Raw genomic sequence first — 13,647 nt, forward strand, 5'->3', positions numbered from 1 at the left:
GCGAGATGCCGTCCGATCAGACGGTGGCGACGAAGAGGCGCCCGGATCCGCGGATGCCGAGGGTGGCGGCATCCGAGACGAAGACAGCTCGGCCGCGCTCGAGCTCGATCGTCTCGCCGTCGACGTCGATGGTGAACGCACCGTCGACCAGCAGCCCGATCGCGGGCCCGGTCGTGGCGACGGTGTCATCGGCGGTGACCTCGATCAGCTCGAACGGCACGTCGGAGCCCGTGGCCAGCGAGCGAGGCCGATAGGTCACCGCGTGCTGCGTGCGCGAGAGCGGCGGCAGGTACGGCGCCGGTCCGGGTGTGAAGTCGAGCACGCGCGTGAGCTCGGGGATGTCGATGTGCTTGGGGGTGAGACCGCCCCGCAGGACGTTGTCGCTTGGGCCCATGAGCTCGACGCCCGTCCCGCACAAATAGGCGTGGATGTTGCCCGCCGGAAGCCACAGCGCTTCGCCGCGGCGGAGCGTGACGTGGTTGAGCATGAGCGCGATCGCGATGCCCGGATCGCCGGGGTACTCCGTCGCGATGCGTCCGGCGGGTTCGAATCGTCCGGGCAGGCGTGCGGCGATGTCGGCGATCTGCGCCACGAGCCCCTGCACGGCGGGCCCGCCGGCGAGCAGATCCTCGAAGGCCGCACGGATCCCCCCTGCCGCGGCGAGGCGGTCCCGCCAGACGGCGAACGGCTCGGGGTCGGTCGCCTCGGCGGCGAGGGCGTCGATGACCGCGAGCGTCTCGACGACCGGCCGGAATCCGCAGAGCGCCTCGAAGCCGTCCTCGAGCGCGACGATCAGCTCGGGCTTGGCGTGAGGGTCCTTGTAGTTGCGCTCCCGGGCGTCCCGCGCAATCCCCGCAGCCTCCTCCCGCGCGAACCCCTCGGCCGCCTGCTCGGGGGTGGGGTGCGCCTGCAGCGAGAGCGGGGATGCCGCCGACAGCAGCTTCAGCAGGAACGGCACGCGTGCGCCCTCGCTCCGCTCCCAGTGCGCTAGATCGGCCCATCTCGCCGACTCGTGGAAGCGACTCGGCGCCGACGGGTGAGACCCCAGCCACAGCTCGGCCTCGGGCGCGTCGGACGCCGGCATCCCGAGGGCGCGCGAGATCCCTCCCGGTGTGCCCCAGGCGTAGTCGCGGACGACACCGCGGATCTCGGCGAGGTGAGCGGTCATGGACGTCCTTCCGTCACGGTCGATGCCGGTTCGTTGATATCACTCCGGTGTGACGGATGTGTGCATGACGACTTCGCGGGCGCCGGGCACGTCGACGACCTCGAACCGGACATGTGCGTGGCCGAGTTCTGCGAGGCTGTGCGCGTGCGTGCCTCCGCAGGGGATCGTGGCGTCGCCGTCCGGGAGCGCGCACACCCATGCCCGGCGCGCGGCGAGGGAATCGCCCTCGACGTCGACGCGGACCTCGGCGCCGGTGGCGATCCAGGACGCGAGCTGCTCTTCGACCCGCGCGGCGAGTGCCGCCGGGTCGTCGAACGCGGCGGCGTCGAACCCCTTGCGGCGCAGCGACTTGCCGACGCGGTAGGTGTCGACCGAGCCGTTCTCGAGGATGCGGGACGACGTGCATGCCAGGGCGTCGAATCCGGGGGCGCCGAGCGCATCGGGGGGAACGTCCTTGCTCCACGCGTCGGCGAGCGCCCGGTCGAGGGCGAGCGAGGCGAGGTGGCACGCGGTGTGCCCGAGCGACAGGCGACGGCGGTGGTCGGCGTCGGCGACCACCGTGACGGCGTCTCCCGTCGCGACAGGGGCGTCACCGGCGACGACATGCGCGACGACGAAGACCCACCCCGCCGTCCCGGTCCGCACCGGCACGTCCGCGCCGAGCAGCAGCTCTGCGCCGTCGGAACCCGCGACGACCGCGTCCTCGATGCGGATGGCGGTCCCGTCTGCCAGGCGCAGGTGTCCGCGGTCGGCGAGCTGATCTGGCCAGTGCGCGTCGACCGGATGGAACGCGGTGCGGTCGAGCACGACCGCCTGTCTGCCGTCGGGCAGCGACTGCACCGCGATCACCATGCCGTCGGACTCGGTGGCGCCGCCCGGGTAGGTGACGAGGGTCTCGGAGAGCTGCATGCCTTAAACGGTACCCGCGAGCGTGGGCGCCGGGCCCGGTGGATGGATCAGCGCACGCTCTCGGGGAGCTCGCCGGGCCGCGACGGATCGGCGAGATGTCGTTTCGCGCGGCGGTCTCGCAGCGCCTCGACGGCACACCACACGATCGTCGCGACCGCGACCCCCTCGAAGAATCCGGCGAAGACATCGCTCAGCCAGTGCGCGCTCAGGTAGGTGCGGCTCCACATCATCCAGATGACCCAGACGGCCCCCGCGAGCCACAGCCACCACTTCCGCAGCAGCAGGGCGAGGGTGATGGCGAAGGTGGTCGCCACGGCGGTATGCCCCGAAGGGAATGAGGTGTCGACGCTTTCGGCGAGAGAGCCCTCGGGACGTTCGCGGGCGATGACAGCGGCCATGGGGGCGCCGATCGCCACGACCAGGACGATCGCGGACGCCATGTTCACGGCATCCCATTTGCGCTTCCGCCACAGGAAGAGCAGCACACTGACGATGAGGATGACGATCATCGCGACCGTGCCGCCGCCGACCGCGGGGATCCAGGCGAGGATCAGCCACACGTCGCTGCGGAGCGAAACCATGAGGTCCTGCCACCACATGTCCATCGGCAGCGGCTCATGCCCGTTGAGGGCGACCACGACACGCCAGATCACGAAAGCCACGGTCGCCGCGACCCCGGTGATGAGGGCGGTGTTGCGGCGCGCGTCGGGATCGGTCAGCGGCGCCTCGGAGGGCGCCTCGGGTACTTCTTCGTCGGCCGGGCTCACGGTGCCAGCGTAGACGGCACCGCGTCTTGCGGCGTCGATCGGCGCGAAGGAATGCGACCGGCCGGGGCTGTCAACCGGCTTGGATCACCAGGGCTGGCGGTGCGGGATGTGCGTCGGGCGTCGCGGACCGGCGCTCACCGGCGCGGACAGACGCTCGACCGCGCGGGCGAGCACCTCTTCCAGCGACAGCGCCGTGCGCGGCGTTCGGGGACCGACGAGCCAGACGACGGACAGGCCGTCGGGTACCTTCTCGACATACGCGACCACACTGGACGGGTGGTCCGCGGCGAGCGAGCGATCGCACAGGCGCCACGAGCAGTCGTCGAGCGGCTGGAACTCGAGCTGATGAAGTGAATCCTCGGCCCGATCCCCCGCGCTCTCGTCCCGATCTCCGGTGAACCGGTCGTCTTCGACCTCAATGAGCGACATTTTCGAACCTCCGCCATCGATACTGCCCCGCACACCCGACTGTCGCCCCGGGGGTTGACAGGTCGGCGGAGGCGTGATCTAGCGGGGCTCCGGTCGGTCGTCAGCTCGCCTCGTGGATGTCGCGCGCCTTCAGGCTGCGGTAGGTCGTGACCGGGTGCGTGGCGAGGACGACCTTGCCGCGGGAGTGCAGCTTCTTCAAGTCGGCATACGCCTCGGCGATATCACCCAAGGGGTAGAAACCCGAGATCAGCACCGTGAACGCCCGGCGCTCCGCCAAGTGCGTCAGCCGTTCCAGCTGCGCGGTCTGCCGCGCGAGCTCTTCCGGGTCGTCTCGCAGCAGGCGGAGTTCGACGTCGCGGCGATCCGCGCTCGAACGGTAGCGCTCATCAGGCACCCCGAGCTCCTCCGCGAGGTCCCGTCCGTCCTGGCCGAAGTTGTCGATGAACGCCGTCACCGGCGCCCCGGCCGCCTTGCGGATGCGATCGGCCATGCCGTCGCCGTAACGCACCGGCTTGATGCCGAGCTGCCGCAGGTAATCGAAGTTGCGGTCGCCGCAGGTGCCGACGACGGTCGCCCCGAGGTGCTTGGCGATCTGCGCCTCGATGCTGCCGACCCCGCCGGCCGCCGCCGAGATCACGACCACGTCCCCCTTCGTGACGCGCAGGTCATCGAGGGTGTCGAGGGCGGTGACGCCGGCGAGGTAGAGACCGCCGGCGGTCTCCCACGAGACGGTCTTCGGCTTGGCCACCAGCGCCGCCGCGGGCACCGTGAGGAAGGTCGCGTGCCCGCCCGACCGGACGTGACCGATCACCTCGCTACCCACTCGGAAGCGGGCGACACCCGGCCCGACTGCCGAAACGATGCCGGCGAAGTCGCTGCCCGAGCGGCGGGGCCACGGTTCCTCCCACTCGGTCTCGGCGCCGCTGCGGATGAAGCCGTCGATGTGGTTGATGCCCGATGTGATGACCTCGACGACCACCTCGCCGTCCCCCGGAGGCGCGAGCGGATGCTGACGCACCTCGAGGACGTCGGTGTCTCCTACGCGGTCGTACTCGACGACCGAGGTCTGTTCGTGCTTCTTCGCCACGATGCACCTCACTAGTTCGGCTAGTGAAAAGGGTAGCGAGGTCTCGACGCGCGCGGCCCGATACCGATGATTTGCCTCGGAGGCCGAACCGCACTTGACCGGCGACCTTGCGCCGTGCACTCTGATCACACCACCCGAAGCAAAACCCCCGCGTTTCCGTGACCCGTTTTTCTTCAGGAGTGACCCATGACCGTCGGCATCCGGCACGTGCGGCTCGTCGCCGCCGTGCTTCTCACCTTCATGCTGGCGATCGTCGGCGCCCTGGCCTCTGCCGGACCGGCGGCGGCCGCCCCGCCCTCGGCGTCCAGCACTGCCGAGATCGCCCTCTCCCCCACCTCGGGACCTGCGGGAACGACCGTGACCGTGACCGGACTTCGGTTTCCGAAGAAGTCCACCGGAACCGTCACGGCGGGCACCATGACGGTCGGCGTCACGACGACGGGATCGGGTTACTTCACCGCCACGGTGACGATCCCCTCGGGAACGGCGTCCACCCTCCCCGTCACCGCCACGGTCGGTCGGACGTCGGCCGCCGCGACCTTCACCGTGACCGGTCAGCCCGACACCCCGCCGACCGGGACGGCGGCCCTGCGGTTCGGGGTCACCACGCCCGGTGGCGCCACGGCGAACGCCGAACTGGATGCCGTCGCGGCCCTCGCGGGCGAGAATCCGTCGATCGTGATGTCGTATTACGACTTCGGCCAGCCGGCACCGACCGCGGGCCTCGACAGCGTCGCAGCCCGCGGCGCCGACAGCATGCTGACGTGGGAGCCGTGGCGATGGGGCGGAGGCGTGACCCAGTCCGCCTACTCCAACGCGCGCGTCGCCGCCGGCGATCACGACGCGTACCTGCGGCAGTGGGGTACGGCGCTGGCCGCGTGGGGCGGCACCGTGTACGTTCGCTACGCCCACGAGATGAACGGCAACTGGTACCCGTGGGCCGAGGGCGTGAACGGCAACGCGCCCGGATCGTACGCCGCGGCGTGGCGCCACGTGCACGATGTGGTGACCTCACAGGGCGCCACGAACGTCAAGTGGGTGTGGAGCCCGAATGTCCCGTACACGGGATCCGTGCCCCTGACCGGCCTCTACCCCGGTGACGCCTTCGTCGATGTCGTGGCCCTGGACGGGTACAACTGGGGCACGTCGGCCACATGGAGTTCGTGGACGACCCCCGAGGCCCTCTTCGCCGGCGGCCTGAGCGAGCTGCGGACGATCGCACCCGGCAAGCCGATCATGATCGCCGAGACCGCCTCGGCCGAAGCGGGCGGGTCGAAGGCGGACTGGAACACCGCACTGGTGTCGTACCTCGCCGCTCAGCCCGACGTCGTCGGGTTCGTGTGGTTCCACCACGACAAGGAGACCGACTGGCGCATCGACAGCTCCGCAGCGTCGGCGACGGCGTTCGCGGCCGTCCTGGCGCAGCGCCGCCAGTAGCGGTCAGGCCTCACCGGCGTCGCGGCGCAGCACCAGCACCGTGACGTCGTCGTCCGGATCGCTGTCGCGGGCGAGCGTGCGGATCCGACCGACGACGGCATCCGCGTTGCGCTCGGCGGCGACGAGGTCGGCGATCCGGCCGAGTGCCCCGACATCGCCGTCGAACAACTCGAGGACGCCGTCGCTGCAGACGACGAGGGCTTCGGATGCCGCGAGCTCGAGTTCCTCGACGACCCACGGTTCGTCGACGGGAATACCCACCGGGAGGTTGCGGGACGGCAGCCGCGTCCACGTGCCGTCGGCGCGTACGACGATGCTCAGCCCATGCCCGGCATCGACGTAGCGGACCACCCCGGTCAGCGGATCAACGCGCGCGTGGAACAGGGTGGCGAACGCGCCGGCGTCCCCGAGATCGGCGGCGAGCGCCTCTGAGGCGCGCTCGACGGCGACCGAGAGGTCGCGCTCGCCTCGGGCGCTGCGGACGACCGCGCGCACGGTGGCGGCGATGATCCCCGCGCCGACGCCTTTGCCCATCACATCGCCGACGGTGAACGCGGTGCCGCCGCCCGTGTCGTACCAGTCGAAGAAGTCGCCGCCGATCGCCCGAGAAGGAACGCACACCGCGGCGAGACCGAAGTCCGCCACGTGCGTACCGGCCTTGGGCAGCAGCGCGCGCTGCACCGTGGACGCGTGTTCCAGCTCGAGCAGCGTCGACCGCTCGCGCGAGGCGATGTCGGCCACGTGCTGCCTGGCGACGCGAGCGAGATCGTTGACGATGGCCGCCGCAAGACCGAAAGCGACGGCCGAGAAGACGGTGCGGGCCAGTTCGTTCGGGTTCTCCTCGAGGCTCGAACCGAGAAGGAACGGCACGAGCTGGCCGAGCGCCACCCCCAGGAACGCCCAGACGACGAATCGGCGCCCGGGCATGGCGGCGATCCAGACCGCGGGCAGGATCGCCAGCGACGCGAAGATCGACGCGCTCTCGCCAGTGGCGAACCTCAGCACCCCCACCACGGCGAAATCGATCGCGGGGACGAGCAGCACCGCCCGGTCGGACACGTCGATGCGGTGGAAGACGGCGGCGATCACGGTCGCGGCGAGCATCATCGCGACCGCCGCCGCGAACGCGACCGGACTCGAGATCGAGATCGTCGGGAGGGCGAGACTGAGCACGGCGGCGACGATGAACAGCGCCAGGACCGGCAGCTGCTTGATGAGCGCCGAACGCTCGCCGAGGGCGATCGCCGCCAGCGCAAGGGAGTCGACGGCCGGCGCGGCGCCCGTGCGCGTCGCCGTCGGCGCCGACGTCATGAAGGGGGCGAAGAACGCGTCTTGACGATCGTCCAGACGTTGCTGCCGCCGTCGCGCTCCAGCCGGAACTCGTCGACCATGGCCGAGATCAGCGCCAGGCCGCGTCCGGACTCGGCGAGCTCGTCCGGCATGGTCGCGTCCCCGATGTCGATGCGCGGCGGCTCGGCGGTGTCGACGAGCACCGCCCGGAGCGCGTCGTCGTCGGCATCGAGGTCGAGGCGGCACACGATCGTGGTGTCGGAGCTGCCGTGCTGGACGATGTTGCTGGTCAGCTCGATGAGGGCGGTCTCGAACATCATGCGATCGGTGTCGCTCACCGCGGGGAACTCGCTCCACAATGCGGCGAGCCGGTCGTGCACGACGTCGACTCCGTCCGGCGGAGTGCGGAACACCAGCGTGCGTTCAGTCACGGTAGGCGTCCTCGGCGGTGTCGAAGCTCGCCAGGACCCGGTCGAGGTTCGACAGCTGCAGCACCATGGTGACCTGCGCGCTGGGCGCCGCGATACGCAGATCGCCGCCCGCCTGCCGCGCGGTCTTCAACGACCCCACCAGCGCGCCGAGTCCGGACGAGTCCATGAAGTCGATCTTGCTGAGGTCGACGACGATGTGGGTGAACTGGTCCTCGACGGCGCTGAGCACCGCCGCGCGCAGGTCGGGGGCGCTCACCATGTTGAGCTTGCCGGAACCGCGGAGGATGGCGACTCCCCGTCGGGCCTTCTCGATCTCGAACTTCACGGCGTCCTCTCGTCGGTGGGGGCGTCTTCGGGGGTGAAGCCGCGGTAGGTGGCAGCGCTGAACAGGACGCTCAGAACCACCAGGTCGAAGATCGCCCACGCGATGTTGACCGCGGTCCCGAGCACTTCGGCGTCGTTCAGGAAGAGGTTGACACATCCGATGATGATCGCCAACACCAGCAGCACCATCACCACTAGCTGCACGCGGATGAGGTGCCACTGCGGTCCGGTGCTCTGAGGACGCGTCTTGGGCGTGACGGCGAACCCCAGCGGGATGCGCAGGACGACGTTCTCGAACGCGGTGCTGCAGGCCTTTATCCACACCGGGAACAGCGCCAGGCTGTACTGCTGGCCCCGCCATGTCGGGGTTCCCCGCGCGGCGACGAGGAACAGCAGCTGGTTGACGATCATGAACGGGATGAACCGGATGAAGAAGTCGAACGAGAGCGTGTCGACGGGAAGGATTCCGAGGACGAGGAACACGATCGGCGCCGCGAAATAGACCACGGCGGCGAAGCCGCTGAGGTAGCTCCACATCGTCGCGAAATACATGAGCCGCTGCGGGATCGTCAACGCGCGCTGCACGAGGGGGTTCTCCCGCAGGAAGACCTGCATGGTGCCCTGCGCCCAGCGCAGCCGCTGGGTCAGCATCGTGCCGAGGTCTTCAGGGGCGAGGCCGTCGGCGAGCAGTTCGTGGTGATACACGCTCTTCCAGCCGAGTCCGTGCAGGCGCATGCACGTGGCCATGTCTTCGGTGACCGAGATGGTCGCCAGCGGCATGATCGGCTGTGCCTCGCCGGGGCGATCGATCGTGATGTCCTGCAGGATCGCCTGCACCGACTCCAGGGCGTTCAGCGGCGAGAGGTCCTGCTCGACGAGGGCCGCCATGATCCGCTCGACGTCGACATCGGCATCCGGATCGTCCGACGTGCTCGCCAGAGCCAGAGCGCGGATCTCGGCCAGGTCGCGCTCGACCTCGGCGACGTCGGAGGCCACGAGCGACAGGCTCGCAGCATCCACCCGACGACCGAGGGAGTACGTGACCGAGGCCACCGGCTCACCGGCGTCGAGCGCGCGCCGCGCGTCGCCGATCGCGGCGGCGACGTCGTCGAGCGCGGCGCGCACCGTCGGGTCCTTCGCCGCGGGGTGGGACGACGCCTTCGCGATCGCCCGCGCGGCTGCGGGCAGGGCGCGCGCGATGCGCTTGTCGAGTTCGCGCACGTAGCCCACGATGCCCAGCTGCATGAGCGCGTCGCGACGGAGCACGGCGTTCGAGCCGCAGAAGAACGCGGCGTTCCAGCCGTCCTTGCCCTGCTGGATGGGCCCGTAGAAGAGCGGCGCCTGGCTGCCGAGCGGGTCACCGGTGGCGACGTTCGAGAAGACCTGCGGAGTCTGCACGAGCGCGACCCTGTCGTCGCGGAAGTAGCCGAGCGTGCGGTCGAGGATGTCAGGGCGAGGGATCTGGTCGGCGTCGAGGATCAGGATGTACTCGCCCGTGGTCACCTCGAGGGCGTTGTTGAGGTTGCCCGCCTTCGCGTGCCGAGGCCGGTCGTCCCACGCCGATGAACGCGTGATGTAGCCGAGGTCGGCCGCCTCGGCGGCCTCGCGCATCTCGGGCCGGCTGCCGTCGTCGAGGATCCACGTCCGATGCGGGAAGGTGATCTTCCGGGCCGCTAGGGCCGTGGCCATGACCAGTTCGATCGGCTCGTTGTAGGTGGTGATGAAGACGTCCACCGTCGCCGTCGGGTCGGGCGGGGGCGGTGCGGGCCGGCCCTTGGCTCTCCACATCGTCAGGCCGAACAGGCACACGTCGATGAAGCTGTAGGTCTCGGCGACCACGAGCGGCACGGCGATCCACCATGCGTCCCAGTTGAGCGATGCGGTCCACCGCCACAGCAGATAGTTGCCGCCGAGGACGAGGGTGAGCAGGATCACGATCCGCAGCGCCAGCATCCGTCCGGGGGATGCGAGGGTGCTGCGCGTGTCGCGGCGCGTGGCGGGCGGGGCGGAGGTCATCGCGGCACGATCCCGAACAGGAAGCGGGTCTTGACCATCGCCCACAGCGCACCGAGCACGGCGACGTAGGCCAGGGTGTTGATGAGCACGTTCCCTTCGCGGAGGACCGGCACGTTGGCGACGATCAGGACGAACAGCATCTGCATGACGAAGACGTAGAGGGTGGCCTGCCCGAGGGGGATGAGGAACCACCCGAGCGCGCGCTCGAACGGCTTCCAGCACACGCTGAGCACGGCGTACGCCGTGATGGTGAAGAGAAGCACGTTGAGCAGCCGCCCGACCTCGAGAGTGGTGCGCTCGAACCAGGTGACGTACAGCTGTGTGAACTCGTTGGCCGGCACGAGGCCCAGTCTCACGTCCCCCGAACTCGAGAGGTAGGGGTTGCTCCACGACAGGAGCATCAGGCTGACCGACCCCACGATGCACAACGCCAGCACGACGCGCCCAGGCCCGGTGAGGAACCACGCGATGATCTCTCGGCGGTAGAACCCCGCGACCATCCCGGTGACGAAGAGCACCTGCCAGGTGAGGAGCGGGAACGAGTCCTCGAACTGCGACGGCAGGATCCGCAGCGCGAGGAACGCCTGCGCGATGTACAGCGTCCAACTGACGGCCAGCACGATCAGCCAGCGGCCCCGCCCGAGGCCCCACAGGATGAGCGGCGATATCGCCAGCAGGATCACGTAGAGACCGAGGACGTTGACCTGCCAGGGGCCGATCTTCAGCAGCGCCAGGTCGACGATCACCGAGGGGTCGACCGGGTACGTCGTCAGCCGGTCGAACCCCGCGTACAGGTCGTAGACGCGTCCGGCACCGGCGCTCCCGGCAGCGCCCGTGCCCTCATCGACGAACGTGGTCGCCGAGCGGGTGTCGAGGAAGGGCAGCAGGCTCAGGGCGCCCACGATGAGCGAGATGGCAAGGGCCGTGACATACAGCTTCCACGCGCGCCGCCCGGTGCGCACGGTCACCTCGCCGATGCCGCCGGCCAGCACCTTCGGCCGGTAGACCATGCCCAGGACCACGCCCGACAGGAGCACGAAGAGCTCGGCACCCGAGACGATGCCGATCGCCTCCTGCGTGGCGTTCTGCAGGAGCGAGGTGAGCGCGAGGTGGTTGACGATGACGAAGACGATGGCGACGCCGCGCAGGAGGTCGATGCGCAGATCGCGGTTGCCGGGCCCCTCATAGGCGAGCGGTCCGGGTCTGCGGCGCAGGAGAAGCCACAAGGTGAGCGCGATCGCCAGCATGAGGATGCCGATCGCCACGGCCCATGCCCACGCGCCTTCGATCGTGAGCCCGACCCCGCCCGGGGCGAGCGCGGACGGTTCGAAGACGGGACCGAACACCAGGTCGGATTCCCCGGCGTCGCGCCGGAATGCCGTCGCCATCGCGGGCGATTCGGTGAGGCTCCAATCGATGACGACCTCGCCGACCACCGCGCGCCGCGTGGTCGCATCCCGCCACAGCGCGACGTCGATGAGCGGGTAGGCGTCCGGGCCCACCGCGTCCATGACCTGCCGCCACCAGCTCTGCTTGATGGGGAGCTCGGCGCTGCCGCCCGCACCCGGGGCGTACATCGCGCCCGTGTCGAGCATCATCGGCTTCTCGGATGCCGCGGCGAAACGCGTGTAGAAGGCAAGTGCACCCTCGCCGTCAATTTTCGCGGCGAGGTCACCGTCGCCGGGGATCCGGTTGACCGGCGAGCCGCCCCCGCTCGGGTCGTGGTATGCCGTCAGACCGACCCAGTCGACGTATTCCGCCCCGGGGTCGTACGGGCCGTACGGGTCGTCCCCGGATGTCAGTTCGCCGTCGCCGTCGGTATCGGCAGCGGGGTCGGTCGACGCCCGGGCTGCGGCGAAGGGGTACCCGGTGCCCTCGAAGGGCGACCACACCAGCGCCGCGTCGGGAAGCCCTTCGCGCAGAGCGTCGGCGAAGGCCCGGAAGGCGGCGACGTACGCGTCGGGGTCCTGTCCCCACGGCACCCAGGGCGCATTCATGTCCGGCGCGAATCGCACGTACAGCGGCGAAGTCTGGTCGCCGCGCGCCTCGACGAGGTGAGCGACCGCCTCGCGGGCGTCGGCTTCTTCGAAGTCGGCGAGGCCCGTGTCCGGGTGCAGGCTCACGACCGGCAGGGCGCCCTGCGCCGCCGCCTGGCGCAGGAACTGCTCGAGATACCCTGCCCCGGCGTCGGAGACCGGAAGCGGCGTGACGTGCTCGAAGACCGCCGGCACCGCGCCGAGTCGCTCCGCCTGCGCCGCGGCGCTGTCGGTCCCCCAGTCGAGCGTCGCGCCGAAGTAGGCGCCGGACTCCGGGACCAGTGGGGCTTCATCCGCCTCGAGCAGCGCGGCCGACGCCGGCGAGGCGACGACCAGCGCCCCCAGGACGAGCCCGGCCGACATTCCCCGGGCGATGCGCGACCATGCGCGGCGCACCGAGGTTCGCACCGAGAGGGCCCGCGAGAAGGGAGCCTGAGGAACGCGCGACACGTCACCCCCTTCTCGGTGTGCTGCTTCTTCACACCGCGTTCAGGACGACGTCGTCACGGTCACCGTCCCGCCGATCCTACTGAGGTCGGGGGCCGAGAACCCGGCACCAGCGCTCACGACGCGCTGAGATCGATGCGACGCACCGCCGCTTGGATCGCCACCGCCGCCGCTCCTCGCGCCCAGCCGGTGAAGCCGCTGTCGTCCACGAACAGCTCGACCGGATCGGCGCGCGGGTCGCGGTCGCCGGCGATCGCCGCCCTCACCCGCTTCTCGGCGATCGCGAACAGCTGCATGCCGTCACCCGCGAGAACGATCGCCGGCTGCTGCGTGAGATTGGCGGCGAGCGCGATGAAGCGGCCGAGGGCGTCTGCGGCGGCATCCACCACCCTGCGCGCAAGAGGGTCGCCTTCAACGGCGAGCGCGAGGACGCCGTTGTAGTCGACCGGGCGTCCGAGTTCTGCCGCGACCTGCCCGGCGATCGACCCCGAGGTGAGCATGGCCTGCGAGCACCCGTGGTGCCCTTGCGCGCAGGGCGGCCCTCCGTGCGCGAGGGGCAGGTGGCCCGCGAGCCCGACACCCGCCTCGCGCGAGCGGACCACGTCGTCGTGTATGACGAGCGCGTGCCCGACCCCCGCGCCGATCGTGATGACCGAGAATCCGGGCAGACCACGGCCCGCGCCGAACCAGTGCTCGGCCTCGGCGAGGGCCAGCAGGTCGTTGTCGAGGGTCACCGGCACACCGAGGGACTCGCTGAGCGGGCCCGCGAGATCGACCCCGACCCAGCCGAGGAACGGAGCGAACTCCACGAGGTTGTCACGCACCGATCCGCCCACCGATACGCCGACGCCGCGAAGGTCGTCGAGAGCGAATCCCTGGATCACCTCGTGGATCTGTGCGGCCACCAGACCCGGATCGTGCCCGACGAGCTCATGCTCAGACGCAGCCAGCGGGGTCGCGCGCACGTCGGTGGCGACAGCGTAGAGGGCGTCCCCGGTGAGCTTCACGCCGACGAACGTGCCCAGGCCGGGTGCGACATCGAGTGGCCGCGCCGGCCTGCCCACGCGGCCGACGGCGTCCTCGTCTCGTTCGACGAAAAGGCCGCGGTCGAGGAAGGGCTTCGCCAGTCGCGTGAGGCTCGCGGGCGACAGGTTGAGGCGCGAGGTGAGAGCGCTCCGCGATACCGGCCCATGGATCAGGACGGCGCGCGCGAGCGCGGCTTCACTGGCAGTGAGCACGCTGTCTCCGGGTCGTCGTGCGCATTTGGTTTCATCCTGGCACAAACCATTGATTCCATGGTAGAACT

General features: G+C 70.1%; 12 protein-coding genes. 1 reads left to right on the forward strand and 11 read right to left on the reverse strand.

Annotated elements, in window-relative coordinates:
* Nucleotides 1–16: 16 nt before the first annotated feature.
* The 5 genes from manA to NFR93_RS12610 form a co-directional block, all read right to left on the reverse strand.
* Nucleotides 17–1,168, reverse strand: a complete 1,152-nt coding sequence (gene manA, locus NFR93_RS12590) for a mannose-6-phosphate isomerase, class I (protein WP_251453700.1) — start codon at nucleotides 1,166–1,168, stop codon at nucleotides 17–19.
* A gap of 39 nt (nucleotides 1,169–1,207) precedes the next feature.
* Complete coding sequence (locus NFR93_RS12595; protein ID WP_251453702.1) at nucleotides 1,208–2,077, reverse strand: alanyl-tRNA editing protein; 870 nt, start codon at nucleotides 2,075–2,077, stop codon at nucleotides 1,208–1,210.
* A gap of 47 nt (nucleotides 2,078–2,124) precedes the next feature.
* Nucleotides 2,125–2,844 (reverse strand): phosphatase PAP2 family protein, encoded by a 720-nt coding sequence (locus tag NFR93_RS12600; protein ID WP_251453704.1) that lies wholly within the window; start codon nucleotides 2,842–2,844, stop codon nucleotides 2,125–2,127.
* Between the two features lie 84 nt (nucleotides 2,845–2,928).
* Nucleotides 2,929–3,273: a hypothetical protein gene (locus NFR93_RS12605; protein ID WP_251453707.1), complete on the reverse strand. Its 345-nt coding sequence runs from the start codon at nucleotides 3,271–3,273 to the stop codon at nucleotides 2,929–2,931.
* A 100-nt stretch (nucleotides 3,274–3,373) separates the two neighbouring features.
* On the reverse strand, nucleotides 3,374–4,360 hold the full coding sequence (locus tag NFR93_RS12610; protein WP_251453709.1) for an NADP-dependent oxidoreductase: 987 nt from the start codon (nucleotides 4,358–4,360) through the stop codon (nucleotides 3,374–3,376).
* A gap of 186 nt (nucleotides 4,361–4,546) precedes the next feature.
* Here NFR93_RS12610 and NFR93_RS12615 point away from each other — a divergent pair, with 186 nt between their 5' ends.
* The gene (locus NFR93_RS12615) at nucleotides 4,547–5,797 is read left to right on the forward strand and encodes a glycoside hydrolase family 26 protein (RefSeq protein WP_251453711.1); all 1,251 of its coding nucleotides are present in this window, start codon (nucleotides 4,547–4,549) and stop codon (nucleotides 5,795–5,797) included.
* Between the two features lie 3 nt (nucleotides 5,798–5,800).
* Here NFR93_RS12615 and NFR93_RS12620 read toward each other — a convergent pair whose 3' ends face one another.
* The 6 genes from NFR93_RS12620 to NFR93_RS12645 form a co-directional block, all read right to left on the reverse strand.
* Nucleotides 5,801–7,108 (reverse strand): PP2C family protein-serine/threonine phosphatase, encoded by a 1,308-nt coding sequence (locus NFR93_RS12620; RefSeq protein ID WP_251453719.1) that lies wholly within the window; start codon nucleotides 7,106–7,108, stop codon nucleotides 5,801–5,803.
* Nucleotides 7,105–7,518 carry an ATP-binding protein gene (locus tag NFR93_RS12625; protein ID WP_251453721.1) on the reverse strand — a complete coding sequence of 138 codons (414 nt, stop codon included), beginning with the start codon at nucleotides 7,516–7,518 and terminating at the stop codon, nucleotides 7,105–7,107. The genes NFR93_RS12620 and NFR93_RS12625 overlap by 4 nt, the downstream gene beginning before the upstream one ends.
* Nucleotides 7,511–7,843, reverse strand: a complete 333-nt coding sequence (locus NFR93_RS12630) for an STAS domain-containing protein (RefSeq protein ID WP_251453723.1) — start codon at nucleotides 7,841–7,843, stop codon at nucleotides 7,511–7,513. The genes NFR93_RS12625 and NFR93_RS12630 overlap by 8 nt, the downstream gene beginning before the upstream one ends.
* Complete coding sequence (locus tag NFR93_RS12635) at nucleotides 7,840–9,795, reverse strand: glycosyltransferase (RefSeq protein ID WP_251454576.1); 1,956 nt, start codon at nucleotides 9,793–9,795, stop codon at nucleotides 7,840–7,842. The genes NFR93_RS12630 and NFR93_RS12635 overlap by 4 nt, the downstream gene beginning before the upstream one ends.
* A gap of 59 nt (nucleotides 9,796–9,854) precedes the next feature.
* Complete coding sequence (gene opgC / locus NFR93_RS12640; RefSeq protein ID WP_251453725.1) at nucleotides 9,855–12,344, reverse strand: OpgC domain-containing protein; 2,490 nt, start codon at nucleotides 12,342–12,344, stop codon at nucleotides 9,855–9,857.
* Between the two features lie 113 nt (nucleotides 12,345–12,457).
* Nucleotides 12,458–13,579 carry an ROK family transcriptional regulator gene (locus NFR93_RS12645; protein ID WP_251453727.1) on the reverse strand — a complete coding sequence of 374 codons (1,122 nt, stop codon included), beginning with the start codon at nucleotides 13,577–13,579 and terminating at the stop codon, nucleotides 12,458–12,460.
* Between the last annotated feature and the right edge of the window lie 68 nt (nucleotides 13,580–13,647).

Source organism: Microbacterium sp. Marseille-Q6648 (assembly GCF_943181415.1).
Taxonomy (GTDB): domain Bacteria; phylum Actinomycetota; class Actinomycetes; order Actinomycetales; family Microbacteriaceae; genus Microbacterium.

Bases quoted from the DNA above. Each gene is read 5' to 3' on its own strand.
- manA (WP_251453700.1), bottom strand. From the start codon at position 1,168: ATGACCGCTCACCTCGCCGAGATCCGCGGTGTCGTCCGCGACTACGCC.
- NFR93_RS12595 (WP_251453702.1), bottom strand. From the start codon at position 2,077: ATGCAGCTCTCCGAGACCCTCGTCACCTACCCGGGCGGCGCCACCGAG.
- NFR93_RS12605 (WP_251453707.1), bottom strand. From the start codon at position 3,273: ATGTCGCTCATTGAGGTCGAAGACGACCGGTTCACCGGAGATCGGGAC.
- NFR93_RS12615 (WP_251453711.1), top strand. From the start codon at position 4,547: ATGACCGTCGGCATCCGGCACGTGCGGCTCGTCGCCGCCGTGCTTCTC.
- NFR93_RS12620 (WP_251453719.1), bottom strand. From the start codon at position 7,108: ATGACGTCGGCGCCGACGGCGACGCGCACGGGCGCCGCGCCGGCCGTC.
- NFR93_RS12635 (WP_251454576.1), bottom strand. From the start codon at position 9,795: ATGCTGGCGCTGCGGATCGTGATCCTGCTCACCCTCGTCCTCGGCGGC.